Source organism: Nostoc sp. UHCC 0302, assembly GCF_038096175.1.
Classification (GTDB): Bacteria; Cyanobacteriota; Cyanobacteriia; order Cyanobacteriales; family Nostocaceae; genus UHCC-0302.
The window spans coordinates 1,543,911-1,569,400 of the sequence record NZ_CP151099.1 but is presented as its reverse complement, the minus strand read 5'-3'; the positions used below and the strand labels follow the sequence as shown (position 1 = coordinate 1,569,400).

The 25,490-nt window shown below is 39.3% G+C and carries 21 protein-coding genes; 5 read left to right on the top strand and 16 right to left on the bottom strand.

Going from position 1 to position 25,490, the window contains the following annotated elements; genetic code table 11:
- Window positions 1-130 precede the first annotated feature (130 nt).
- Window positions 131-2,866 carry a TIGR02921 family PEP-CTERM protein gene (locus tag WKK05_RS06450; RefSeq protein ID WP_341528943.1) on the top strand — a complete coding sequence of 912 codons (2,736 nt, stop codon included), beginning with the start codon at window positions 131-133 and terminating at the stop codon, window positions 2,864-2,866.
- 188 nt (window positions 2,867-3,054) lie between these two features.
- Here the strand turns inward: WKK05_RS06450 and WKK05_RS06445 are convergent, their stop codons facing one another.
- The 6 genes from WKK05_RS06445 to WKK05_RS06420 are packed head-to-tail and all read right to left on the bottom strand — an operon-like array spanning window position 3,055 to window position 9,304.
- Window positions 3,055-4,212 carry a cysteine desulfurase family protein gene (locus tag WKK05_RS06445; protein WP_341528942.1) on the bottom strand — a complete coding sequence of 386 codons (1,158 nt, stop codon included), beginning with the start codon at window positions 4,210-4,212 and terminating at the stop codon, window positions 3,055-3,057.
- Window positions 4,213-4,262: 50 nt separating this feature from the next.
- Window positions 4,263-4,673: a hypothetical protein gene (locus WKK05_RS06440; RefSeq protein ID WP_341528941.1), complete on the bottom strand. Its 411-nt coding sequence runs from the start codon at window positions 4,671-4,673 to the stop codon at window positions 4,263-4,265.
- A complete protein-coding gene (locus WKK05_RS06435; RefSeq protein WP_341528940.1) occupies window positions 4,654-4,998 on the bottom strand; it encodes a hypothetical protein in 345 nt (114 codons plus the stop codon). The genes WKK05_RS06440 and WKK05_RS06435 overlap by 20 nt, the downstream gene beginning before the upstream one ends.
- 15 nt (window positions 4,999-5,013) lie before the next feature.
- The gene (locus WKK05_RS06430; RefSeq protein ID WP_341528939.1) at window positions 5,014-6,840 is read right to left on the bottom strand and encodes an ATP-binding protein; all 1,827 of its coding nucleotides are present in this window, start codon (window positions 6,838-6,840) and stop codon (window positions 5,014-5,016) included.
- Window positions 6,837-7,931: a helicase-related protein gene (locus tag WKK05_RS06425; RefSeq protein WP_341528938.1), complete on the bottom strand. Its 1,095-nt coding sequence runs from the start codon at window positions 7,929-7,931 to the stop codon at window positions 6,837-6,839. Before WKK05_RS06425 ends, WKK05_RS06430 begins: the two co-directional genes overlap by 4 nt.
- Window positions 7,916-9,304 (bottom strand): HNH endonuclease domain-containing protein, encoded by a 1,389-nt coding sequence (locus tag WKK05_RS06420; RefSeq protein WP_341528937.1) that lies wholly within the window; start codon window positions 9,302-9,304, stop codon window positions 7,916-7,918. The genes WKK05_RS06425 and WKK05_RS06420 overlap by 16 nt, the downstream gene beginning before the upstream one ends.
- Window positions 9,305-9,401: 97 nt before the next feature.
- Here WKK05_RS06420 and WKK05_RS06415 point away from each other — a divergent pair, with 97 nt between their 5' ends.
- The 3 genes from WKK05_RS06415 to WKK05_RS06405 all read left to right on the top strand — a co-directional run bounded on the left by WKK05_RS06415 (window position 9,402) and on the right by WKK05_RS06405 (window position 10,989).
- On the top strand, window positions 9,402-9,674 hold the full coding sequence (locus WKK05_RS06415) for a hypothetical protein (RefSeq protein ID WP_341528936.1): 273 nt from the start codon (window positions 9,402-9,404) through the stop codon (window positions 9,672-9,674).
- Window positions 9,675-9,748: 74 nt separating this feature from the next.
- Window positions 9,749-9,970 carry a hypothetical protein gene (locus tag WKK05_RS06410; RefSeq protein WP_341528935.1) on the top strand — a complete coding sequence of 74 codons (222 nt, stop codon included), beginning with the start codon at window positions 9,749-9,751 and terminating at the stop codon, window positions 9,968-9,970.
- Window positions 9,971-10,080: 110 nt separating this feature from the next.
- Entirely contained in the window at window positions 10,081-10,989 is a 909-nt protein-coding gene (locus tag WKK05_RS06405; protein WP_341528934.1) for a DUF4351 domain-containing protein, read from the top strand.
- A gap of 64 nt (window positions 10,990-11,053) precedes the next feature.
- On the opposite strand, the gene WKK05_RS06400 is transcribed toward WKK05_RS06405, so the two are convergent.
- The 10 genes from WKK05_RS06400 to WKK05_RS06355 form a co-directional block, all read right to left on the bottom strand.
- Entirely contained in the window at window positions 11,054-11,491 is a 438-nt protein-coding gene (locus tag WKK05_RS06400; protein WP_341528933.1) for a type II toxin-antitoxin system VapC family toxin, read from the bottom strand.
- Window positions 11,488-11,838 (bottom strand): hypothetical protein, encoded by a 351-nt coding sequence (locus WKK05_RS06395; protein ID WP_341528932.1) that lies wholly within the window; start codon window positions 11,836-11,838, stop codon window positions 11,488-11,490. Before WKK05_RS06395 ends, WKK05_RS06400 begins: the two co-directional genes overlap by 4 nt.
- A gap of 10 nt (window positions 11,839-11,848) precedes the next feature.
- Entirely contained in the window at window positions 11,849-15,367 is a 3,519-nt protein-coding gene (locus tag WKK05_RS06390; RefSeq protein ID WP_341528931.1) for a hypothetical protein, read from the bottom strand.
- A 14-nt stretch (window positions 15,368-15,381) separates the two neighbouring features.
- A complete protein-coding gene (locus tag WKK05_RS06385) occupies window positions 15,382-16,296 on the bottom strand; it encodes a DUF4007 family protein (protein ID WP_341528930.1) in 915 nt (304 codons plus the stop codon).
- Between the two features lie 809 nt (window positions 16,297-17,105).
- Entirely contained in the window at window positions 17,106-19,730 is a 2,625-nt protein-coding gene (mutS, locus tag WKK05_RS06380; protein ID WP_341528929.1) for a DNA mismatch repair protein MutS, read from the bottom strand.
- 86 nt (window positions 19,731-19,816) lie between these two features.
- Window positions 19,817-20,338: a hypothetical protein gene (locus tag WKK05_RS06375; protein WP_341528928.1), complete on the bottom strand. Its 522-nt coding sequence runs from the start codon at window positions 20,336-20,338 to the stop codon at window positions 19,817-19,819.
- 8 nt (window positions 20,339-20,346) lie between these two features.
- On the bottom strand, window positions 20,347-21,606 hold the full coding sequence (locus tag WKK05_RS06370) for an AAA family ATPase (protein WP_341528927.1): 1,260 nt from the start codon (window positions 21,604-21,606) through the stop codon (window positions 20,347-20,349).
- Between the two features lie 232 nt (window positions 21,607-21,838).
- Complete coding sequence (locus WKK05_RS06365) at window positions 21,839-22,942, bottom strand: AI-2E family transporter (RefSeq protein WP_341528926.1); 1,104 nt, start codon at window positions 22,940-22,942, stop codon at window positions 21,839-21,841.
- 139 nt (window positions 22,943-23,081) lie between these two features.
- Complete coding sequence (locus WKK05_RS06360; RefSeq protein WP_341528925.1) at window positions 23,082-23,522, bottom strand: NUDIX hydrolase; 441 nt, start codon at window positions 23,520-23,522, stop codon at window positions 23,082-23,084.
- Between the two features lie 34 nt (window positions 23,523-23,556).
- A complete protein-coding gene (locus tag WKK05_RS06355) occupies window positions 23,557-24,165 on the bottom strand; it encodes a hypothetical protein (RefSeq protein WP_341528924.1) in 609 nt (202 codons plus the stop codon).
- Window positions 24,166-24,582: 417 nt separating this feature from the next.
- On the opposite strand from WKK05_RS06355, the gene folD reads away from it, so the two are divergent.
- Complete coding sequence (folD, locus tag WKK05_RS06350) at window positions 24,583-25,461, top strand: bifunctional methylenetetrahydrofolate dehydrogenase/methenyltetrahydrofolate cyclohydrolase FolD (protein WP_341528923.1); 879 nt, start codon at window positions 24,583-24,585, stop codon at window positions 25,459-25,461.
- Window positions 25,462-25,490 lie beyond the last annotated feature (29 nt).

The window sequence follows — 25,490 nt, the reverse complement described above, 5'->3', positions numbered from 1 at the left end:
TGCCGATTCAATCAGCAATGCTGGTAAACCCGCTTCAGTAGTCATGGTTTAATGCTTGGATACAGGAATTCGCTGTAAAAGGTGTGTATAAATTAATAACCATAGACTAAAGACTGGGCGGAGGTTTGCTTTGAAGCCTTTTTGGAACGCTATTTTTTATGCGATATTTGGGATTTGGAATATAATTTTTCTGCTACTTGTCTATGTCGGAATATTACCTGTAGTTGGTGTGCCATTAGTTCTAGCTACATTAGCAGGTGACATACCCACCGAGTTTTCTTTAACTCTGGCAGCTTTGATAGCAGTACCAAGCATTTGTACTTTAGTTGGATGCTTAAAGTTTGCAGGACAGCCACGGCAACTGATTCGGTTATTCTATGGTGTGGAAGCACCACTGATTTTACTGTGTCTGTTGCGGTTATTTGTGATCCGGGAACTGACCCCTGCTAGCACTCAAATTATCGCTACACTGAGCGTGTGCATAGCGGCGTTTTTCCTAGAACTATTTCACGGCTACGCTAGCAGGCAAAAAAGTGCAGCATGGCTACAGATGCTTATTCATAGCTTAATGCTACTGATTGGGTTGTATGTCAGTGCTGTGCTGCTATTTTACGCAGTTCCTCTAGCAGTGGTGATTGTACAGGAATTTTTGAAATTCGAGTGGGCTAGAAACCTTTGGCAGGTGCTTACCCCAGATAATTTTTTCTTGACACTATTAACGTTGCTTCTCTGGGGCTTCAGCACTACCTTATTCGTTGCTATGCCTTTAGCGTTTGTGGGGTTGTATGTTAACTCTACACGCCGGATATTAGTAAGATTTGCGTCTCAGTATGGGCGGAAGCGATCGCTTGCAGGTGCTTTAGGAATCGCTTTTGCTTGGATACTCATCTTCATTTCTTTGCAACAACAGCCACAAGTCCAAGCATTTTCTTTGTTAGAAAATCCTGCAACTACTGATAGCAATCGGCAAACGCTTTTGGCAAAGTCGAATGTAATTCGAGAAGGTTTGGTTAACGCTTACTTGTCAGACTATCGCTACCTCAGCAGCATCAAAGATAATAACCATATCTGTGCTATGTATCGTAGCGTTTTTCACTTACCAGAATCGCAGTGTCAGTGGCTACAAAAGCAATACAATTACTTGATGTCACCTTGGTTGTACAACGGTTCTAGTAAAGATAGCGAAAAAGCCGAAAAGCTTTATGCAGAATTTTTTGATACACCGCTGCAAAAAGCCGAACGCAACGCAGTCAGTCATGCTGTGCAATCTACATATAATCAGCAAGAAGTGAAAGCAGGGCTGCTGAATATTAATGAGAAAAAAGTTTGGCTGCGTGAGCAACAAGTTACAGTCGCAGAACATGGTGATTGGGCTGATGTCGAACTTTACGAGGTGTATAAAAACGAAACACCAGAAGTTCAAGAAGTATTTTACTCCTTTTCGTTACCTGAAAGTGCTGTGATTTCAGGGTTGTGGCTGGGTGATACAAGCGATCGCACTCACCGCTTCCCCTTTGTTGTCTCGCCTCGCGGTGCTGCTCAAAAAGTTTATAATTCACAAGTCAGACGTGAACGTCCGATAGATCCAGCATTGTTAGAACAAGTCGGGCCAAGACATTATCGCCTGCGGGCATTTCCCATTCCCCCGAAATCATCGCCACTCGTTGACAGAGTAGCACAACAGCGACCAACAGAAATGCATCTATGGCTGACTTACAAAGTTATGCGACAAGATAAAGGTTGGGCATTACCGAATTTAGGAGAAAAACGCAATATTTTCTGGACTAATTACAGCCAGCGCCTCCGCAATGGCAAGGCGGTAGCACCAGAGGGGGATGTTTGGTTAGAATCATTCCTCGCAGCCAGCCAACAAGCACAGCCAACATTTCATCAAGTCAACTTCAGCGAAGGCTACAGCATCACAGCAAATCCTATCAGTAATTACTCCTTACCCAACGGGCAGCGATTTGCTGTTGTTCTCGACAGTTCTCGCAGTATGGGTAACCACCTCAAGGAGTTGTCGCAAACTTTTACATGGTTGCAAAAACCCAGCTTTGCTAAGAACGATGTTGATTTGTATATCACTACTGCCAAAGGTGCTGTACCCAGAAGATTAGACGATATCCAGCAGTTTCAACCCGAAAAAACTACCTTTTACGGCACAATTCAACCACAAGAGATGGTACAGCAGTTTAATCATTTACAGGGTGATACAGCTTATGATGCTGTTTTGCTGGTGACTGATGAAGGTAGTTATGAACTATCTGAGAAAAATGGCACGTATCCCGCCATTTCTGCGCCACTGTGGATGATACATTTAGGAGACTTGCCAGCAGCTTATGATGATGCCACTATCAAAGTCATGGAAGATAGCGGTGGCGGAGTTTCACAAGAATTGCCAGAGGTTTTACAACGAATAGCAACCAAAACCGCTTTAGGAAAATCTGTAGTGAATGTCGTGGATGGTTACGCTTGGGAGATGATTTCTAATCCTGCTTCTGTTGCCACAGACGGTTTCTTGCAACTGGCGGCGCGGCAATTGATACTAGGGTTGAGTAAACAAATCAAGCTCAGTCAGTTGGATACTCTAGATGCTGTTCACAGCATAGCCAAAAAATCGGAGATTGTGACACCATATTCTTCAATGATTGTGCTGGTAAACGATGAACAAAGAGAAGTACTCAAACGCGCCGAAGCAGAAAGCGATCGCTTTAACCGCAAAGTCGAAAACGGCAAAGAGGAGTTAAGCAAACCCAGTAATCCTTTAAGTGTCAGCGTACCTGAACCTTCTGATTTATGGTTTGTGGGTATAAGTGCGATCGGGTTTTTACTGTTGAGGAGATATCAACGCCGTACTGTTAATTGAGATGTTAAAGAAGACGCGGTGTTTATTCTTCGCGTCTTCTGGTTACTGTAATATATACTCTAATCTTACGGTTCTCACCGTAATTTTTTTTTGAAAATATAGATAAATATTGGATTTAGTTGCGCTAAAACGCATACTATTTTCAGGCGCTCAAACACTACTACTAAGGTAAGTTTTTTTGTATATTTTTAGAGAAGTTGATAAATTTCATTTACTGCGCTGATTATTATAAAAGATGCTTTTTTAATTTCTTCTTTGGTTGTAAATTTTCCAATACCAATTCTTAACGCTCCCTCAATTATATTCTCTGCAAGATTCATAGCTTGCAGAACGTGAGATGGCGCGACAATGCCTGATGAACAAGCCGCACCTGTAGAAATAGCTAATTGATGGCGAACTCTAGCAATAATGGCACTATTAGGGATGTCAGGGATAGAAATATGTAAGTTACCTGATAAACGGTTGTTTAAGTCTCCATTCACCAGTAAATTAGGAATTTCAGCTTGAAGTAAGCTTTGCAGTTGATCTCGCAAAAGTGCAATCGCATTTTCATCTGCTGACATTTCTAATCGTCTTAATTGACAAGCTTCCCCCAAGCCAGCGATTCCGGGGACATTGAGTGTACCTGGTCTTATCCCCTGCTCATGTCCACCACCATAAATAAGTGGTTCAAGAGGATAACCTTTTTTCACTACTAATGCACCAACGCCTTTGGGTGCATAAAGTTTATGTCCAGAAATAGCTAGATAGGTAATCCCCCAGTCTTGGAAGTTGATGGGAATTTTACCGACTGCTTGGGAAGCATCACATAAAAAAGGGATATGGTATTTTTGAGCGATCGCTCCAATTTTTTCTACTGGGTAAATTGTCCCTACTTCATTGTTAGCCGCCATCACACAGAGTAAGGAAGCACCGCCAGAGCAGACTTTTTCTAGATGTTCTAGATCAATTTGGGCTTGTTGATTGACATTTAACCAAATAATTTCAGCAAGCCCTTTTTTGGCTAATACTTTACAGGCATCTAAAACTGCTTTGTGTTCAACTGGGGAAACAATTATTGTGGCGGGAGTATTTTGTTGAGAAATATGTCCTTGAATTGCTAAATTAATACTTTCTGTTGCACCAGATGTAAAGATAATTTCCTTGACAGAAGCATTGATTAATTCAGCTATGTGTTGACGAGCTTGTTTAACTGCTTGTGCGGCTTGATTGCCATAACCATGATCTACACTATTAGCATTACCAAAAGCAGTAGTCATATAGTACATAACTGTTTCTGCTACTCTAGGGTCAACGAGAGTAGTTGAATGGTAATCAAGGTAAATTATGTTTTCTTGTGTAGTCATTGCCTGTCAAAATTTTCCGCTTGAAATTTTTTACATATTTTTTTAAGGCTTTACTGAATAGTTAAATATTCTAAAATTATTAATCGTAGGTAATCTAGCATCTGTAAATAATATTTAATATTATCATATTGTTGAGAATTATTAAAATAAAATTGAGTAATATTAGGAATATCAAACACTCGCTTATGTTGTAATTCTTTAATTGCTTCTTGTGGGTTGTCTATAGAACCTGTGGCTTTAATTTGGCTAGCATAACCCCGAATGTCTGTAGTTAATAGCTCAATTTCTTCTAACACTGTAAATTCTTCTTCGGATGTAGAAGATTGATGAGCGATCACTTTTCGTTCTGATTTAGTATTTTGATAATCAATAGTTAATTGGTCTAACAGTTTAATAATATAATTTTTAGTTAATTCAGGATTTTGATTAGTTAGGGTGGTATTAGTCATCGTTAACTCCATAGGTGACAATTTTTTCAATGCCAAATTTATCTGGACGCACAATTAAATATTCATTTCCTTTACGATAAACTGCTGAACCATCTTGACGATAGGCTGATTTCGGTACTCTTAATGCTCCTTTTTTGTTAAAATTGTGCGCTTTACGGAGTAATTTTAACGGTTCAATTTCTTTTCTAGCTGCATGATCTAAAATGTTATGGGCAACGCTGATATAACTGGCTTGATCCCATTCGGTTAAGTATTGTTCAATTTCAGCAATTTCTGAGGATGTGTATTCTTGACAGAGTTGTGCAAAAAACGGGTCACTTTGTGGTTCATTTGCCATTATTTTATCAGTTACTTACTCATTCTCTAAAAATCTTCTGGCAACTCTCCCCCAATCAATGCGATTATCTTGAGCATTCTCTTTGCGTTTACCTTCTAGCTCATCTTCATACCTTGCCCAAGCCATTAATAGTAGTTTCAATCCATCTAAGGAGTTAATCAACCGAGAACGTAAAGTATCTATATCGGCTTTCTCCACATCTTCCTCTAATATTTCTACTAAATTTTGATAAGCAGGATGATTGGTATTTAATGTAACAATAATTGCTCCACCTCTGGATTTGACAGAGAAGAAAGCAGCAGTATCAAGAGGAGATTGTGCAAAGGTATATTTTAAGCCGTCATCTACTGTAGTTGCTGCTAATAGTTCTGCTTGGGCTTCAGTAACTCCCTCTTCTTTTAAAGTTTCTTTAATAACTTGTTTGCGTTCTTCTTTTGGTAATTCTTCATCTGCATCACTTTTACCTGTGTAACCCTGTAATTTACGTTCTTGAGTCACAGTAGTAGCTACTTTTTCAGGTTTATAGGGGTCGTGTCCGTGCCGTTTTTCAGTGGTACGAGTGCCTTTTGTTTGGGCTTTGATTAAGCGACGAATCAGGCTTAATTGACTACTAATTTTATGAGCAAGTTCTAAAAGAGGAAGTTTTGGATCTTCATCTTGAAGTAATTCTTCTTTGAGTTGAGCAACGGTTTTTCCTTCTTCTAATAAAGATTCAATATCTAGTTGTAAAATTTCTCCAAAATTACGGGCTGATTGCTTGTTATTTGTGACTCCAAATATGTCATCAAGAGATGGTGGAAATTCTACTTCAATACCCCACCAGCGTTCTGTAGGATCATAATTATTAACTAAGTTTTGGTCTAATTCTAATTCTCGTCCAGCACGCACAACAGAAACTCCCACGTTTTTAGCTGCGTGTTGTCCGTGTGGTAAACTGCCAGGATTTTTTCCAGGTTCGGCTAGACGTGCTTCTTCTTTGGCGTAGGAAAAACGCACTTTTACATCATGTTCTTTGTCTTTAAAATTAATTTTATAGGTGGCTTCATAAGATGTATCGCCTTCCCAAGGTCGGAACATTGCCTGATTATCAAATGGTTGAGGACAGGAGGTTTTTTCGATTAGATAACCAGGGTCATTAGGTAGGGCATATTTTTCTATAATGATGTCATATAAAGCATCTAAATCAAATGCTAACATCCGAATTTTGACTTCATGCCTATTGATAAATTTGCGATACATTCTCCCAATCACAAATTCAGAATTATCAATAATCGCTTTTCCTGTCCGCCACATACAACGGTCGATTTTTGACCACACTACTAATGTGCCACTGTCACCAAATTTCTGACCGATTTTTGTCCAAGTCATTGGAATTGATCTAGCGGTAGGTTCGGGTACTTCCGTCAGTCGCCGATTTTTGATTTCATCTAAGTCAAGGTAACTGTGGAGTGCATTTTCTATGCCATTTTGCCATGACCAGACATCAACCCGTTGGCATTGAGAAATGGAGGATGAGGGTAAACCCATACCAAAACGTCCGATTCCGGTATGTTTATCTTGGTCTAAATATGTACCATTGCCAAATTGCAGGGCTAGACGTAAAACATTTGCATCCATACCACGACCATTATCTAACACGGCGATTTGTTCAATACGCGATCGCTTTCTCCCCTCTACTTGTTGTTTTCGTTCACCACACAGTAACTCTACTTGGGATGCACCGGCTTGAATGGCATTATCCATTAATTCGGCGATCGCATAAGCGGCGTTTTTATAACCGTTATCGCGCATTGCTTGAACAGCCAGGTGAGTCGGAACGATATCATGGGCGTTAGCATTCATGGGTTTTTCCTCCAAACGTCTTCCCAATTGTGAAAGGCTGATGCAACTGAACCAAAACCGGGGAGTTGGCTATCCACAACGGTGACAATTTCGGCGGTAGCATTACCCCCAGCTTTGAGTCCGCGAATGGCGCGTCCTACCATTTGGCTGTAGAGGACAAGGGATTTGGTAGGACGGGCGATAACGGCGGCGCTGGTTTTGGGTGCATCGAATCCAGTGGTTAAAACGCCGTAGTTACATAAAATCTTGGTTTGGGGCTGTTCGTCTTTAAAACTTTGAATCAGCCTTTCCCTCTCTGATTTGGGGGTATCACCTGTAACAGCATCAGCATTAAATCCTCTGAAACGCAAAATTCCGGCGATGAGTCTAGCGTGTTCAACGGAGGTATTAAAAACGATAATCCGTTGATGATGTTGGGCGAGTACTTCTAGTTCGAGGATGATGCGGAGGTTGCGTTGTTCGTCTGCTGCTAACCGATTGAGGATATATTGGGGGATGTCTAATTCTGTATTAATCCGATTCAGGTCTTGGGGAGTTAGTTCAATACCCGTTTCATAAAATAAGGAACGATAGTTAACTTTAGCGAGGTATTGTTCATCGACGAGATAATCAATGGGGTTGTCATAACCTGGGATTTCTAAAGTAACTTTCTGTTGGGCGAAGAATTTTGCTAGTTGTGCATCGGTGTTAATATCAGCCCAAGTCCGTCCGGGTGTAGCGGTTAAACCTAATAAGGCGGTCTTTTCGTAGGGGATGACTAAAGCATCTAAGACGAGTTTATAGGTTTCGGCAACTGCTTGATGGGCTTCATCGATAATTACCAATGAACAACGCACACCCAGTTGATTAATAAAGCGAATACTCTTTTTTGCGGCGTGATAGACTTTCGCTAATCCTGCTACTACTAAGCCATCTTGAGCTTGTGCTAAGTCTAACTCATGGCTACCCCAGAAGCGGTAAGTGGTGGTGGTGCGATCGCCTAAACAGTCCCAGGCTTTTTGAAATTCTGTAACTGCTTCTTCACACAGTTCTTCACTATATGCCAACCAAATTACTAAAGTGGGTTTATTGTTTCTTAGGCGTAAACCCAATTAGCACTAAAACCTTGCATAGTTGCTAAGGAAATTAAAGGTAGGGTTGTTATTTTATAAGCCTTGCTCAAAACTTCTAAATTTAATAAATCCTCAGTTTGACTAACTTTTAATTCCGATACAAATGACTCAGTATATTTTAACCATTGATTTCTAGAAATATTTGCATAGGCAATATTTAAACCTATATGTTGCAATTCTACAAAAGCTTTAAAATAGTCCTCATCTGGTAAATTATTAGACTTGGAAGAATTAACAGATTTTGTAGTGGGAATTAAATTCCATAATTGATCGTGAGCCACAAATGACCAAGGCAGATAATGATCTAATGAAATCTCATCCTTATCCAATTTAACTTTAGAATAAATACATTCAATATCTTGATATTCTAAAATAGTTTTCCAATATTTTTTTTGATTGTCTAAAGAATCTCTTTCTTGCGGCATAAATAATTTGTTAACCACATTAGGAGTGCTGGGGTTTCTTTGCTGCATATAATTTAACCATTCCCAAGATGCCCAGCCTCTAACTATTGTGTAATTTTCCTCTAAATACTGAATCCAATCTGGATGTAAAATAATTGCGTTACAATTTTTCTGGTCTTCAGCGTTAAAACAGTATAAAGGCTTCTTACTATCAAATTGATTATTAGCTAGATTAATTATAGCTTGATTAACATCATAATCTTTTAATCCTCTAGTTTCTTGAGCAAATAAAGGACGAATTAAACGATAAGAAACATAGCGATTAATAGAAATAACAGTATCATCAATATTTTGATTATTAATAGTATTACGTAAAAGTTTTTTATCTGTATCTCTAAACTTTAAAATTGGTTCTGTAATTTCTAGCTCAAGAGCATTTAATTTATTAGCAATTTGGTCTTGTGTTCCAAAAGACAGTTTAAAATAGTTATGAGGATACCAAGCATTAGCTAACATCTCAACAATAATCTCTCGGAAGCTAATAGGCGATAGAGTGTCGAATCTTCTTCTTTTTACAATATCTAATAATGATAAAAAATAAAGGTATTTGTAAGAGTTAGTTGTATCGTTAAATATTTGTGCTAAACCTGTAACATTAACTTTATCTGATAGTGGTAAATTTTGAGTCATAATTTTATTTTTAGATAATGTTAAATCCCCTAAATATATTTGAATGAAATCATTTGCTGCTGATTTATTAATCTTATTTAATGCTTTAACAATGTCTGCAACAGTTTCAGCCGTGGGGTCAATTTTTTCGTGATACCAACGGAAGACAATCGGACGATCAACACCTAAACCTGTCGCCAGTTGGCTTTGGCTGATGTTGTACGACCCTAAAACCTGTCTGAGCGCTTGTCCTGCTTTTCCCATAATTTCTATTATCACAGGTCAGGGAGCAGAACTTTGTTAACATTTATGATAACTTATTCTTGCATTTTGTTATCATATATGATAACTAAGGTTGTAGAAAAAACTTAAGACTATGCAAGTAGAAGATTGGCAAATGTTCGATGAGGATGGGAATATAGCCGTTTCTCAGATGATGCAAGACATTAAACAGGCTCTTTCTAACCAACCTTTACCAAAAGTACGTGAGCAACTTCATCAAAAAATTCAAGAACTTTCAAAAAAGTATGGTGAAGTCTATGACACAGAAGTTAGATATAGAATCTCATCTCGATTGACTGCTTGGGCTTCTGAAGTTCACGATCTTAACTCTGCTTTTGGTTTTAATTCTCAATACTGGGATTTGTAAGACTATACAAAAATCCTTAATTTAATTGTTTGGTTTGTGACGAATCCTACTTTGTAATATTAAACAGGTGCGTTATGGCAGAAGAATTTGTGACATTAGAAGATAACAGCAGCAATCAAGTCCAGGTAAGTAGAGAAAAGATAAAACACCTGCTAGTTGGTAGTCCTAATGTAGTGAAAAATACTATCTATCGCTTGCATACTACAGGTTATGCAGAAATAGGCTCTTGGTCTAAACCTGTAAAAGCAGGTAGCTTAGGTAAATCAGGCGATGTAGTGAGCGTATTAATTAGATAGCAAGTCTAGGAAATAAAAGGTGTAGGGAGTTGGGGCAATGGCTACGCCCGCCAAAGGCATCGCGCATTGCACCGACTCTTAATAATTTAAATAACTAGAGAACTAATTGAATGACACGTTTCATACATGATAAATTTGCCAAAGACTATCTTGAGGAATTGCTAAAAGATTACGGAGAAGTCAAGTCATCAGAAAAAGTCTCAGGAGAGATTAAAGAAATAGATGTTTTCTTCACTCCTGACAAACAGCAAAGCTCTAATTTACAAATACTGGGTTTATTAGGAAGATTTGCTGAAAACCCTGCACTCATAGAACCCTTCCGCAATCCAGCTTCTACCGATGAAATATGCGACTGTATTCTCAAATTATTAGAAGTCAAGGCTCTTTTACGACGAGAAGCTAAAGCTAATAAAACCAAACTTCAGGACTCAGGAATTCCCAAATTGTGGGTTCTTACTCCAACAGTATCTGAAACTAGATTGTCTAGCTTTGGAACTATGCAAAAAGAAGGTTGGTTATCAGGAGTACATTTTCTCGCAGATGCTTTGCGGACAGCAATTGTAGCGATACATCAATTACCACAGATACCGGAAACGTTATGGTTGAGGCTTTTGGGTAGGGGAAGCGTACAGTCACAGGCAATTATCGAATTGCAAGCGTTACCATTAAATCATCCATACCAAAAAGCAACCCTGGAATTAGTTTACAACTTGCGCGAAAACTTGAGAGTAAATCAAGAATTAGAAGCAGATGATAGGGAGTTAGTTATGCGATTAGAACCACTTTATCAAAGAGATAGGGAACAAGCCAAACAAGAGGGAAGACAGGAAGGAAGACAGCAAGGAGAACAACATTTAATTATACGTCTGCTCAATCGCCGTGTTGGGGAAATTAGTGAATCATTAATCGAGCGAATTAAAGGATTATCGATTGAACAATTAGAAAATCTAGGAGAAGCATTACTAGACTTTTCTAATGTTGCTGATTTAGATGCTTGGTTAAATCAACAACAAGGATAAAAAGTGTAAGGAGTTGGTGCGATCGCGCCAATTCTTTATTATTTAAATAGCACGCACAGAGACTTCATTTATCTTGTTGTGACCAATCCTCAATCTTTAAAGAAGGTACTTGAGAAAAATCCCGATAGTTTCGCGTCACTACAACTGCATCATTGCTCAAGGCAATTGCTGAAATTCGCATATCCTTCTGCAATCGCTGTTTTGATAAAGTTGGATTTTCATTTAGCAATCGCTGAAACCTTTGGCCTGCTTTTTCATCAAAATCTAATACCCTCACTCGTCCGAATAAAGCAACTGTCCGGTTTAACTTGCCATATAGTCGCACAACATCTTCAACTTCCCGCGCATTGTTGATTCGTACTACCCAACCATTAAACAATTCCTGAACCGTCACGATGGAAATCGCTACCTCTGCTCCCACCTCTGCAACTCGACGGCTCACTTGTGGATGTCGTTCTAATAACAGCGACACATGATCTGTATCTAACAGCCAAAGGCTCATACAGTGCTATTTACATCTAACTCGCGCTCAGTACGCAGTTCCTGAGCCAGATCCGCAAACTCTTTATCTCCCTCAAACATCCCAATAAAATCTGTCCAAGGATTATTCACCACTTCTAGGGTCAGCACCTCAATATTTGCCAGTCTAGCTTTAATTTGCTCCTGTACAGCTGCGATCGCATCTAAACGGGTTTGGGCTTCAGCTGTACAATTAGGCAACTCTGGGACTGATGCGATAAAAAGTCCCGACTGAGCCTGTTCAACCAGAACATGAAGAGACAGCCTATTAAAACTTGTGACGGCTAGAAGATTCATAAATACTGGTACTAGGTTCTCCTTCCCCATCATAATGCTTCTTTTAACCGAAGTTCTTCTCATCAGCTCGCTTTTCATCTATCTGAATAACCGTCTCTGGCAAATCAGCATTTAAAATCCGTTCACTCAACTTTGCCAAAACCGCTTGTCGTAACTGCTGATCGTCAGGTAATTTAGCCAAAAATTCGTCAACAATCTGTTCAACCTGCGATTCTCTCCCATGATCCACCCATAGCATTCGATTGATTTCTTGCCCATCGGGACGAGTCATTGTAATTCGTCGGGCTTCAAAACCTTCTCCCTTGGCGGCTACTTCCTTTTGCAAAGCTTCCAGATTCTTAAACCGTCGCACCAAATCCGCTAATTTCATCTCAAATGTAGTGGCATCATCATCCGTCCATGATTCAGCAGGTTTATCCGCAACAATCATCACCAAAGCTTCCAACCACTGAGAATCACTTGCAGTTTCATCGGATGCTGCTCGAATAAAGCGTTTTAGTGAGGATTCAATACATTTTCCGGCTAAATAATTCGCCCTTACCCGCAAATCTTCTCTGAGTTTTGTTTCCTTACTTCTGACACCAAAGCCTTCATAAATCAGTTTTTGACAATCACTCAATAAGCGATCGTAAGCTGTATGAATCTCTCTGAGGGCATGAACTAACTTAGTGCGTAAAGTTTTCGCAGTGATACCATCATCCTCGGCTTCAGTGCCGATAGAGGGTAAATTACAAGCTGCTGGTAAAGCTTTAAACAACAATTCATCAGGTTCAACAGTAGTTTTTAATGCCTTTAAAATTGCTCTTGGTTCATCTGCTAACCGTCGGGTTTTTTGAGTATATTTAGGCAGTTTATTAACAAATTGATAAAGAGGAGTAACTACCGTTAACAGAGTGGCATTACGAACTTTACCCAATTTTTTTAACTGAGGATTGCGTAAAATTGCTTCTAATTCTTTGAAAACTTCTGCTCTTAATCCGACTACTGCAAAATACTTAACTGCAAAGCGTTCAGGATATTTAACTAATAATTCAAAATGTTCTGTTCCTAATACAGGAATAAATGTACCGTCTTGATAAAGCCCCAAATCATCAGCATGATACAACAGTACCGCCGCTAAAATAACTGGTACTGCACCTTGTTTTACACCGTAGGGAGGTGCTGCTAAATGTTGATAAAGTAAATCAAAAGTTTGGCTTGTTTCTGTTGCTGCTAAACAAAAATTCTCAACCGCTTCCCACAGATAATTCAAACCCGAATTTTCTAATGGTGGATAAAAATCCCAATAATTATCTTCTTGGCGATAAATCCCTGTTTCTTCTAACAGAGAATAATACATACTAACTTCAGGGCCATAACCCTCTAAAGCTAATCTTTCTTCATTTTGATGTTCCAACATTGCCTGAATTAATTCTCGTCTAGCCTTTGCCCCTTGAGAGGTTAAATCTCGACGGTTAATTAATTCATTCCACAAAATTGCACTGCGATGATAAACGCGATCGCAAATATCAGAAAGCTTACTATTAAAGTCAGTAATGTTATTGAGTATTTCGACTTGCCCTTGAATCCAACATTGCTGATTTACACCTATACTAAATGACTGATTGAGAGTTTCATCTAAAAATTCTTCAGCTTCTTGTAAACGATAATTTACCTCTTTTCTCGCTACTCCATCAGTTTGTAACTCTTTGGCTGTTTTTTTGATATTATTTAAAGCTACAAATTCTAGAGTACGAATTCGCAAAATATCTAAGTTAATTGCACTCAAAATAACTAATGGTTTACCATCGCTAGTTGTGGAAGGAACAGAACTTGTGGTGAGCGCAGTCGAACCACTAGGCATTTCGTCATCTACCCAATACCCAACAAAACCATCTGCATCTACACTACTACAACGTAATTGATTCAAATCTTGGGAATTATCTAAATAATGCCGTTCAAAATAACGTAAAGTCCCCGTCTGATAACTATGACGTTGGGCTACTATTGGTCTTAAAGGACGCTGGAGAGATAGCAGTTTAACTAAAGGCGATCGCTCTTGTTCTATATATGTACTTAACTCACTATCAACATTAAAATCAGAACCTTGCCAAATCCGCAATTCATCCAATTGACGGCGATGAGTAATTAGATTTTGTTTTAGTAGTTTATCAATAATTTGTTGCCAATAATTAATTTGTGTTTCTGAGGGGCGATCGCACATTGCTAAAGATACTAAAGTTCTTGTCGCCCTCATCGAACCCGTCACTGTAATCAGGTTCAACATCCCAATAGTTTTTAGTACCCTCAGACTATCTTCTTCTAAGCGTTTAGCATCATTAATTAAATCTTGAATTTCTACCCATCTTTGCAAATTAGGGCGAGAGGCTAAACCCATTCCCGCAGCTTCAATAAAATAGTCATAAACTCGATCTAACTTAAGGCTTGGTAAGTTATTATTTTTAACTGTTACTTCTTCTAAAAAATTACGAAATGATAAAGGCTCACCACTTGTTAAAAATGTGAATAAAGAACGGTCATTTTGAGCATACCGTTGACAGAGGGTTGGTAAAGCTAACGCAGATAAGGGATGTAGCGGATAAACTTTTTTTATAACTTGATCGGTTATTTCTTCATCTACAATTATTGGTTCTAAATATTTACTCCATTCCTCAGAGTCACTACGAATAGCACAGCTTATATTGTCTGCTGCCGACGAATCAATCACTTCTCCAATTAGACTCATCATTTGTCCAGACGATTCAGTAAAAGCAATATCCTCAAATCGCCCTTGAATCTTTGCCCATTCGTTTTTTTGAAAAGTTGCTAATCTTTGAGTATATTCTGCAAATGCTTGATGTAAAATACCTAAAATGTAAATAGGAGCTTTGCTATCTTTTGGTAATTCGGCTAATTGTTGTAAAAGATATAAATCCTCAGCACCTTGAGCATGAGCAGCATACTCTAAATTCTTACCCAGTTCATCAATAACAAGTAAAATACCAGTTTTAGATTCATTGGCAACTTCTAACACCAAATTAGGAATCTCTTTACCATCAATTTTTCCCCCATTATTAATTTCTGCTTCTAAATCTACCAACTGACGAACAACATTGATTTTATTTTTTTGGGTAGCAGTCCAAAAAGTATCAACACCTGTTAATAAAGCTCTGATAATGGTATGACTAATCGGTTCTCTTTGTCCCGTAGCCACAGCCCTCATTAATCCTACCGAGTTAATTTTGTCTTGAATTAATTGATAAATCTCACTATCTTTACCTAATTTATCTTCAGCTATTGATAAAGCTTTAGAGTGCATTTTGTTTTGAGAATTAGCACATAGCGAAATTAAATAATGAGCAAAAGCAGATTTTCCAGTACCATAAACACTGGTTAATGTCCAAGCTCTATTTCCTTCATCAGAACTAAAACTATTTAAGATCCGTGAGAGAGAATCAATTGCTCTTTTAGTCAGAATATAACCCTCTAAAGCTTCCACACTATCTAAATCTCTTTCTAGGTTAATAGAACGAGAATAGCGGCGCTGGAGGCTGAAATAATGCGATAGCTTTTTGTTAGTCATAATTTCCTTCATTATTATTTAAAGTTATAATATTTATCTAAAATTTCTTCTGCTAATATCTCTGGGCTGTCGGGGAAAGATAGCTGAATTAATCCGGCGGTGTCGGAAAGAACTATCGTATCAAATTCTTTAGAAACTATCTCAATAGCTGCACATAAAATACTTTCCGTCAGTTTAAAGACCATCCCCGGACTACCTTCATCATAAAGTAAACTGGGAATGTTAATGGTCTGTCTTCCCTGACTTGCCCAACTAGCATATTCTAAACAAGTAGCGACTATAACTGATGGAGGTAAATTCGCTTTTGCACCGATTTTAAACTGATAATTTTTCCCAAAATGGCGAATTAAACCCAGTTCGTTAAAAGGACAATCAATAGAATCTTCGACTGGGCTATTGTCTCTCATTAAATCTTGTGTCGCATACATTCTTAAAATACAATTTACATCTTTAATAAAAGAAGATTCAGCAATAGTTTTATTGAAATTATTTATATAATCTTTCAGACCCACTAAAATATCTTCTTTTGTAAAATCCAAATCTCGAAAAACATTAAAAATATAATACCAAGCAGCTGCTTCACAAGTGGGTTTTAACAAATTCCAATGTAATAACCATAATGATGCCGGATCTTCTAAATAAGCATCCCATCCATTATTTCCTAAAAGTTTCTCCCCAAATTTTGTTGGTAAATTATTTTTATCAAGAAGTTTGAATGCACTAGACCAATAACGAATAGCACGTACCATATTTTTCCCAACACCTAAACGTACAGGAGCATCATCCTGCGAGAAGATATCTGGATTTTTCTTGGCTGTATCAAATCCTTTTTTCAACCAACCAAAACGAGGGTGAAAAGTTTCATGGTTAGCAAATACAGGATTTACTGCATTTTCAAGATATTTAAAGTTCAGAGTAGTTTGGATCACGGTAGTATAAGGATATAATAGTAAGTCTCTTGTTTATTCTGGCTCAAAGTAGACACAATGTTAATTGGGTTAAAAGAGCATGAAATTAAAATTATACTAAAAATGTGATTTTTATTCCATATATTTACTTGATTTTAGTTAAATAAGTAGACTGACCTTGTAGAACTAAAATAGTTACATGGAGAAAAAAATATAAATACAACACTTTTTAAGATTAAAGATTCTTGTTAGCGTTGCATTAATAGCACTTCAGGAATATTAATGCACAAGCTTATCAGTAAGTTAGATATAAGGGTTATTAACTGTAATTAAATCGTACTCACTCAAGAATATTTTCTCTATTTAGTTGATTAAGCAACTTTCACCTTTAGAATCTTGGCACAGTCGCTAGCCTGTTAGAATCATTCATCATGTGTTTTATTTTTCCGGCTGCACCACTGCTAAATAAAAATTATAAATTAGGATTCAATAATCTAAAAATTTCCTTTGAAGACGTAGTTGATGCTGGTTTTTTGGTCTAATCTTGCTCTCAATTAAGTAATACTGCTTTTCATAACAATAAGATATAGAATCTTATTGTCTTACCACAATCTGTGGAGCGGGATTCAAGACAAAGTAAACAAAAATCAAATGTTATAGAAGTCAACCCAAAGTATACTAAAAAGTACCGAGTTAGCGTCTATGAGTGGAGCTACGGTAGATTGATTACAAATATAATTTAACAACAATAAATTGTTAATAAATACGCTATTTTGGCAACACTAACATTAATCGATCAACGCGGACAAGAAATTAGTCAATAAACAACATCAATCGAGGTTTTGCAAACCTAGAGCAATCTTACTGTGTTTCTCAATTTGTCCCATAACTTGTCTTGCTCGTTGAATCACCACTGCTGGTAAACCCGCTAACCGTCCGGCTTCAATTCCATAAGATTTATCAGCGCCTCCCGGTTGAACTTGGTGCAAAAAGATAATTTGGTCAGGTAATTCCTTCACCGTCACCTGATAATTTGCCACATTCGGTAAAATAGTGGCGAGTTCATTTAACTCGTGGTAATGAGTTGCAAAAATCGTTCGCGCCCGAATATCGACTGCTATATATTCCGCTACCGCCCAAGCAATCGAAAGACCATCAAATGTAGCTGTACCGCGGCCGATTTCATCTAATAATACCAGCGACCTAGAAGTGGCATGGTTGAGAATATTCGCCGTTTCATTCATTTCCACCATAAAAGTAGATTGACCAGTTGCCAAATCATCTACTGCACCTACACGAGTGAAAATGCGATCGCACACTCCTAACCTAGCAGACTTAGCAGGCACAAAACTGCCAATCTGCGCCATTAACTGAATCAATCCCACCTGGCGCAAATAACAACTCTTGCCACTGGCATTCGGGCCAGTGAGGATGACTAAATCAGGGTTGTCATTTGTAATTTTTTCTGGGTCATATGCTAATGACTCCTGTAGAGACGCGATTAATCGCGTCTCTACATCTTGACCAAGTTGCGTTGAATTCGGCACAAAGAAACCCGCAGGCAAAGACTGTTCCACCACCGGATGACGCCCATCAACAATCGTTATCTCCCTTCCTGACAACATTTCTGGACGACAATAACCTTGTTGTACAGCCAACTCAGCCAAACCACACAACACATCCGCCGCCGCCACTGCACGAGAAAGATTGCGAATTACCTCTGCCTCTTGTCCCACCTCTTCCCGCAGTGTGGCAAAAATCTCATATTCCAACTGATTTAAATCATCCCGCGCCGTGAGAATCCGCGCTTCTCGTTCCTTCAACTCTGGGGTAATGTAACGTTCCTCATTCGTTAGCGTTTGCTTGCGAATGTAATTAGCAGGAACTTGGTCAGCTTTGGCACGAGAAATACTAATGTAGTAACCAAAGGTTTTGTTAAATCCTACCTTCAGCGTGGGAATTCCCGTTTTTGCTCTTTCGTCAACTTCTAAATTTGCAATCCATTGCTGGTCTGCTTCGACAGTCGCCTTTCTCTCATCCAACTGGGGATTAATCCCAGAACGAATCAATCCACCTTCTTTAATCAGTATCGGTGGTGACTCGACAATATGCGCGTGTAATTTTTCTGCCAATTCTGATAAAATCGGCGGCACTTTTTGCAAAGCTTTTAAAAAGGGAGAACGAGCATCCGTTACTAAGCGAGATAATTCTGGTAAGCGCGCCAGAGAATCTGCTAAAGCCACTAAATCTCTAGCACTAGCATTCCCAGAACTCGCCCTGCCTGTGAGTCGTTCTAGGTCATAAATTTGTCGTAACAACTGCCGTAAATCTTGACGCAGGGGCGTATTTTCTTGCAATTCTTGGATGGTGTCTTGCCGCGCCCGAATGCCTTTAATATCGAGTAGCGGTTGCAACAACCATCGCCGCAAAGCCCGCCCACCCATTGCTGTACTAGTTCTATCTAATGCCCAAAGTAGGGAACCGTGAAAAGTGCCATCACGGACTGTTTGAGTAATTTCCAGGTTACGGCGAGTTTGATTATCAACAATTAGATAATCAGTGGGGGTGTAGGTGCGTAGCCTCTGGAGGGAAACTGGATTTTCTTTTTGAGTATCTTCAACATATTCCAGAAGACCACCAGCGGCGCGGACAGCGAGGGGGAGATGGTCGCAACCGAGTCCTTCTAGCGATCGCACTTTAAATTTCTGCAATAATTTAGGTCTAGCTTCGGCTTGCGAAAAGGGAACTTGCGATCGCAAACTATAACAAAATGATGGCGGCAAACATTGGGGGAGATGCGGCGAAGTTTCTCCGGGACGGAGTAAACTACCTAAATCGGGCGCGTTGGTAGGAACTAACACCTCTGAAGGCTGCAAGCGCATTAATTCTTGTGTCAGGAGTTCTAAATCGCTACCTTGAGTTGTGAGGAATTCTCCTGTAGAGATATCTGCGTAAGCTAAACCCCAATGATTTGCAGCAATAACTACTGCTGCTAAGTAATTATTGCGGCTCGATTTTAGCATTCCATCTTCGAGCAGAGTACCAGGGGTGAGGATGCGCGTTACTTCCCGCCGTACTAATCTTCCAGTAGCTTCGGCTGCATCTTCTACTTGGTCGCAAATTACCACTGCATAACCTTTCTCTACCAACAGTGTAGTGTAGCGTTCCCAAGAGTGATGCGGAACACCGGACATTGCTACCCGTCCCTGTTCTCCGGCTTGCTTGCTAGTGAGGACTAATTCCAATTGTTGGGCTAGCGTCACAGCATCTTGGAAATAGCATTCAAAGAAATCTCCTACCCGATACAGCAACATCGCGTGAGGATATTTATCTTTTGTCTCGACATAGTGCAGGTACATTTGACTTAACTTGCTGCGGTCTACCTGTCTATGGTCGGCAATAAAAGTACTAGCGTCGGGCTTGCTAGATGGAGTTTCGGAGTGAGAAGCGGTCATAGATGCTAGGAGTTACGCACAAAAAAGCCACAGTATTTGATGATAGCTTGATGTGAAAGTTGAATGGGCGATCGCTCAAAGATTTTTTATGCTTTTCTGCGACTGCTACGACGTGTAGGTTGTTGCGGTGGAGGTGGTTCTTGAGATTTTAGCCCATCATCATCAGTTAAAAACTCTACATAGAAACCTTTTTGGTGATAGTGCTTACCTAAGATCACAATACTAGCATCGCCCATAGAAGTCTCTTGTACAGCTTGAGTAGGAAATTGAGCCGCTAAATTTTTTAGTGCTTCTGCCTGCCAAAGCACAATCTGCTCACTAAAAGCTGCCCAAGGTGTTGTTTCATCAGCAGCATAAGTTATGATTTCAGCAAATTTTTGAGCTGTTGGGTACTTATTTATTGTGTTTGTTTTGGCTTGTGCAATATGATTACCTGTTTCTATAACGCTGGCTAAAGGAAGTACTAGCGTTGTCCCTTTAGCGATTTCTGCTTGAATTTTTTGATTTACGCGCTCAAAATTCCATTTATTATTACCAGCGATTTCTTTACCTGGAACTTGTAACCAAACACATAAAAGCGATGTATCAATGAGTAGCACCTTTCTCATATTAGTCACTATTCGCCATGAGAAAGGCTTCTTTCAATTGCACCCTTAGTTGTCATATCACCTAAAGAATAGGATGCAAACAACTTAGGAAAATTCTCAATATCTTCTAAAAGCGTAAGTTTACTTTCTCCGGTTTCATTATCGCGGTGTGCAACAACCACAAATGGAACTATCTCTGGGCCTAAAGCATCAAGTAACGCTGGGTTATGGGTAGTAAGTAGAATATCAATTTTTCTTTTGCTGCCAATTTCTCGTAAGATTCTGACAAGTAATTCTGCACGCGATGGATGCAGCCCACTATCTATTTCTTCAATTACAATTTGACTACCTTCTGGCCTTGTGAGTAATGCTGTGAGTATTGCCAGAAATCGTAAAGTTCCATCTGACATACTTCTGGCATCAATTTCTGTAATATGTCCAGGCTTCCATTCTTCCTGACAGTAAAGCATTGCATCAGTGCCAAATCTACCAACTTTTTCTGCCCATACTCTTTGAATATCACCTCCCGGTAAATATTTAATATATTCAGATAAAGTTGATTCTATTGCTGCTTTTTGTTCATCAGATAATGCGGCTAACACGCCTGCAATATTAGATGCATCACCCTCTAATTTATCATAAACTATTGAATAATTACGCATTTTATATGGAAGAGGATTGAGAATAAAAATATTTTCTATATATTGAATTAAATTATATATTTTATCAGCCATATCTTGATTTAATTCACTCAGAAAGCCTGAGCTAGCATCGTTTAATATAGTTTGAGTTTTAGAAAAAATATCTCCCCAAATCACAGATGAGACTACATCATTTTCGAAAACATCAATTTTTCTATCATAATTACTCAAATTTGAAGACGCTTTAAAACAAAATATGTTTTTAGGCTTTTCTTCTCCATTGTTTTGGTAATTTTGACTGATTATACTTTCATTCAAAATACATATTATTGGTTTTGTTTGTATTGTAATTGAGTAAATATAATCTGTATATTCATTTTCACCTGAAATAACAGCTTGTAATGTGAATTGTTTTTCTGGCTTAAGTGCAGCCCACTCTAAGCCTCCGCGAATTGAAGAAAGTGTTGAATCACCTAATAAAGCTGGTTTAACATCTTTCTTAATAAATGTTCTTTGTAAGAATTCTAAAGCTTCAACTACATTAGATTTACCACTCGCATTTGTACCAATAAGAACAGTCAACGGGTCAAGTGGAAGTTCTGCATAACGAAAACTTTTCCAATTTTCAAGGATGAGTTGCTTAAGCATAACCCGCTCCAAAAACTCTAGTGTTTCACTTTAATTAATAATCTAAATAGTAGCTAGCGACTAGAAGTCGCAGCTACACAAACTCTCGTCCACCTGCATGGATTCAAGATATGAAGCTACTTTTACAGGCGTTGTTTGTATAGTCTCACACTTCTACTTTGATGGGGCAAGTTGAGATTCGCTACTACAGAAATTGTGAATCCCAAATGTGATCCATTATCAGCGTCGAATTTTAGCTATGAGTTACGACTACATCACTCGTGACTTTTGCAGGTTCTAACTCTATATTCTCTGACGGATTAAACTCACCTGCGCGCCAGCTATCAGCTATATCTTTGATAAAACTAGCTACAGGTATGGCAATTAACAAACCTAATACTCCTCCTAATTTTGCTCCCAGTAATAAGGAAATCACGACCCACACGGGATTTAAGCCAGTTAAATCACCGAGAATCCGAGGTGAAATAAAATTAGAATTTACTTGGTCAATTGCCACAGCTACACCTAAAACTTCTACTCCTAACCAAAAGTTTTGCAACGCTACCAAAGAACTCACTATGGCAATACCTACGCCTGTCCCAAAGGGGAATAGAGAAAACAAGCCAATTCCAATACCAAAAAGTAAAGCTAGGGGAACTTGCAGAGCCAAAAATGCCAATGTAACTGTCACTCCCAGTACAGCCCCTAATATTGCCTGACCAATAAAGTAATTGTGAAAATCCTCTTGCAATAATTGCCGAACTTTTGTCTGAATGTTAAGGGGAAACCATTGAAAAATACCATCCCAAAGACGGTTGCCATTCAGTACCAAGTAAATAGTCAATACCACTGTTAGCAGTACATTAACCACAGTCCCAATGGTATCGACCGCAAAACCGAGAATTCTACCAGTGAAAGACTGAAGTTGGTTAGATACTTGTTCGAGTACTTGGGTAACTAAGGCACTTAAATTAATCGGAAGGTGCTGTTGCTGTAACGCCCAATCTTGAAAAGCTTGCAGTTGTAAAGTGCCAGAATCAACCCAACTGGGCAAAATGTTAGCTAGCTCGTTAAGCTGTTGTAAAATTAGCGGAACTAAGGTGATACCCAAACCTACTAAAATCACCAGAGTCAAAAGCAACACTCCCCCAGTCGCTAGGTTGCGTTTGACGCCTTGTCTTTGTAGAAACTGAATCGGATAGTCTAAAACAAAAGCTAGAAGGATGGCGGCGGCAATAACGTTGACTAGGGGTTGAAAATATTGTACAACCTGGAGTAATAGCCAACCGTTGAGAATGGCAATCGGAAATGCTAGTCCTAAACTTATCCATCGCGGCAGTTTGTTTACTGAGTGCATTCGTGATGACTCCACAAGATATCTAACTATATTGTGGCTTGTAGACACTAGGGAATAATAACAGCGATCGCTTTTGGACTAGATTTATGGCTAGTTTCAGGTAAATGAATTTTTTTGACCCCATTAATGTCTTCAATTATCAAAAAGTTTGTTGCTTTTTCTCGATAAAGTCCAGCATAATTCGCTGATGCATTTGCCCCAAAGGTCTGACTTCAGCAGCGTTTTGCGAATAACAATCACCTCGGCGAATATCTTCAGCTGTCAATAACCCCATATCCCAACCTTCATTGAGAACCAGTTGATTTAATTCCACTAACAGTGGTGCATGGAAAACATGACGAACAGCTTTATCATCCTGATAACAGCCAAATTCAAAAAAGGGCGGTAGATTGTAGCCGATTTCTTCTAAAACTTCTCGCTTGACTGCTATATCTGGAGTTTCACCGGGTTCAATGTGACCGCCAAATAGCGCCCAGTAACCAGGATAGGCAATAGTAGGAATATTGTCTCGCAGTTGCATGAGAAACTTGTCTTCTTGGTAGAGAATTGCGATCGCTACAGACACCAGTTGATCACTCATAATTTTTTTATTTGGCTGTTTTCTGTTGTAATTATTACTCTTCTTCTAGATAAACTTCCCCAAATTCTTTGCCAGCTAAGGGGATACTTTGATAGCGAATTTTACCCTTAACTACCATTTGCGATCCCTCTTTCAGACCACTTTGATTAGTAATAACCCAGATTTTGCCAGTTGAGTCATTGATTTGATAAGCCCATCGTTTTACCAAGGGAGCTTGCTTTTCCACCTTACCCTGGATGTAAACTACAGTCTGATTGTTTTGTTTTGGTTTAATTTCCCGAATAGGAGTAACGTTACTGCCAATTTTGAAGGGGAGTATCCCATTTGACCCAGCTGATGTTGAATTACCGCAACTACAAAGCCCTATTATCAACAAACAGGTCAAAAAGAGGTAAAAAGGACGCTTTGAATTCTCACCATTCCCTTGTAAAGTAGGGTGTTCGGGGGTTAGGTTTTTCATTGGCTTTTCCCCATAACGCGAAAACTGAGATGTAGCGAGAGGCATTTTTGCCGAAAGTTTGATACTGTACCTGTACAAGAACCAACAAGAAAAATTTTTTGCTTGTTGCATAAAAGCCATCGGTTGAGCAAATTTTTGCATCGCTACTTGCCTTATCGCCAGTTTCATTAGGTCTGTTTCCATTTATACTGTTTTCTTCTTGATCAGAAACACACTCTCAACTGAGCAAAAAACGTTCTGATTTCGTCCTTAATCCTTTATTCTTCAGATAACACCACTGATCTGAGAAAATAAACATGATGGACTTGCAAAAACTAGGGGGGTAAGGGTGTGGGGTATATGGGAAAAAAGATTCTTCACAATGCAGGGTTTAGGAATTGGGCGAAGTTCCCCTAATCTTTTGAATGGAGTTTGAATCACTATTCAGTCCCTAGTCTCCCTTCGGTTTCGCCAGTCGCTCATGGGGAAAATCCCCTACAGCCCTTCTCCTAAAGGAGACGCACTCGCGTTCGGGCATCCTACGGCAGGCGCTAGCCTCTCCCTTTGGGAGAAGACCGCGCTGGCTCACCAGTCCCCAGCCCCCAGTCCCAAGAAATTCTTATGGAAACAAAAACTGGCAAACTTATCGATGGTAAAGCAATAGCTGCAAAAATTCAGCAAGAACTTGCTGTTGCCATTACACAATTACAACCAAAAATTGGACGACCTCCTGGTTTAGCTGTGCTAATGGTTGGTGATAACCCAGCCTCAGCAGCTTATGTACGCAATAAAGAAAAAGCTTGCGCTAAAGTCGGTATTGCTTCTTTTGGCAAGCATTTTCCTCGCGAAACCACCCAAGCGGAATTAGAAGCAGTAATTGCAGCACTCAACCAAGATGAAAAGGTAGATGGAATTCTTGTACAACTACCCCTACCTGACCACTTGGATGCTGTTACTCTGCTACATCAAATTGATCCCGATAAAGATGCTGATGGACTACACCCTGTGAATTTGGGGCGACTAGTGCGGGGAGAAGCGGGTTTACGCAGTTGTACCCCAGCTGGTGTAATGCGGCTTTTAGAGGAATACAAGATTCCCTTGCGCGGGAAACAGGCGGTAGTCGTGGGACGCAGTATTTTGGTGGGTAAGCCAATGGCATTAATGCTACTTGAAGCTGATGCTACAGTCACGATCGCTCACTCGCGATCGCATGACCTTAAAACTATCACCCAAAATGCTGATATTCTAATTGCAGCAGTGGGTCGTCCCGGATTAATTACTGCTGACATGGTGAAACCGGGCGCTGTTGTGGTAGATGTGGGGATGAATCGCATTACTGATGTTAGTGGCAAAAGTCGCTTGGTCGGCGATGTCGATTTTCAACCAACTGCTGGCGTGGCAGAATTCATTACCCCAGTTCCTGGCGGTGTTGGGCCGATGACTGTCGCCATATTGTTGCAAAATACATTTGCCAGCTATTCCAGAGCAGCAAGGAAGTAAAAAGTGATTAGTTAAAAGTTATGAGTAAT

Bases quoted from the DNA above. Each gene is read 5' to 3' on its own strand.
- WKK05_RS06445 (WP_341528942.1), bottom strand. From the start codon at position 4,212: ATGACTACACAAGAAAACATAATTTACCTTGATTACCATTCAACTACT.
- WKK05_RS06440 (WP_341528941.1), bottom strand. From the start codon at position 4,673: ATGGAGTTAACGATGACTAATACCACCCTAACTAATCAAAATCCTGAA.
- WKK05_RS06435 (WP_341528940.1), bottom strand. From the start codon at position 4,998: ATGGCAAATGAACCACAAAGTGACCCGTTTTTTGCACAACTCTGTCAA.
- WKK05_RS06430 (WP_341528939.1), bottom strand. From the start codon at position 6,840: ATGAATGCTAACGCCCATGATATCGTTCCGACTCACCTGGCTGTTCAA.
- WKK05_RS06415 (WP_341528936.1), top strand. From the start codon at position 9,402: ATGCAAGTAGAAGATTGGCAAATGTTCGATGAGGATGGGAATATAGCC.
- WKK05_RS06410 (WP_341528935.1), top strand. From the start codon at position 9,749: ATGGCAGAAGAATTTGTGACATTAGAAGATAACAGCAGCAATCAAGTC.
- WKK05_RS06405 (WP_341528934.1), top strand. From the start codon at position 10,081: ATGACACGTTTCATACATGATAAATTTGCCAAAGACTATCTTGAGGAA.
- WKK05_RS06400 (WP_341528933.1), bottom strand. From the start codon at position 11,491: ATGAGCCTTTGGCTGTTAGATACAGATCATGTGTCGCTGTTATTAGAA.
- WKK05_RS06395 (WP_341528932.1), bottom strand. From the start codon at position 11,838: ATGATGGGGAAGGAGAACCTAGTACCAGTATTTATGAATCTTCTAGCC.
- WKK05_RS06390 (WP_341528931.1), bottom strand. From the start codon at position 15,367: ATGACTAACAAAAAGCTATCGCATTATTTCAGCCTCCAGCGCCGCTAT.
- mutS (WP_341528929.1), bottom strand. From the start codon at position 19,730: ATGACCGCTTCTCACTCCGAAACTCCATCTAGCAAGCCCGACGCTAGT.
- WKK05_RS06375 (WP_341528928.1), bottom strand. From the start codon at position 20,338: ATGAGAAAGGTGCTACTCATTGATACATCGCTTTTATGTGTTTGGTTA.
- WKK05_RS06370 (WP_341528927.1), bottom strand. From the start codon at position 21,606: ATGCTTAAGCAACTCATCCTTGAAAATTGGAAAAGTTTTCGTTATGCA.
- WKK05_RS06365 (WP_341528926.1), bottom strand. From the start codon at position 22,942: ATGCACTCAGTAAACAAACTGCCGCGATGGATAAGTTTAGGACTAGCA.
- WKK05_RS06360 (WP_341528925.1), bottom strand. From the start codon at position 23,522: ATGAGTGATCAACTGGTGTCTGTAGCGATCGCAATTCTCTACCAAGAA.
- WKK05_RS06355 (WP_341528924.1), bottom strand. From the start codon at position 24,165: ATGGAAACAGACCTAATGAAACTGGCGATAAGGCAAGTAGCGATGCAA.
- folD (WP_341528923.1), top strand. From the start codon at position 24,583: ATGGAAACAAAAACTGGCAAACTTATCGATGGTAAAGCAATAGCTGCA.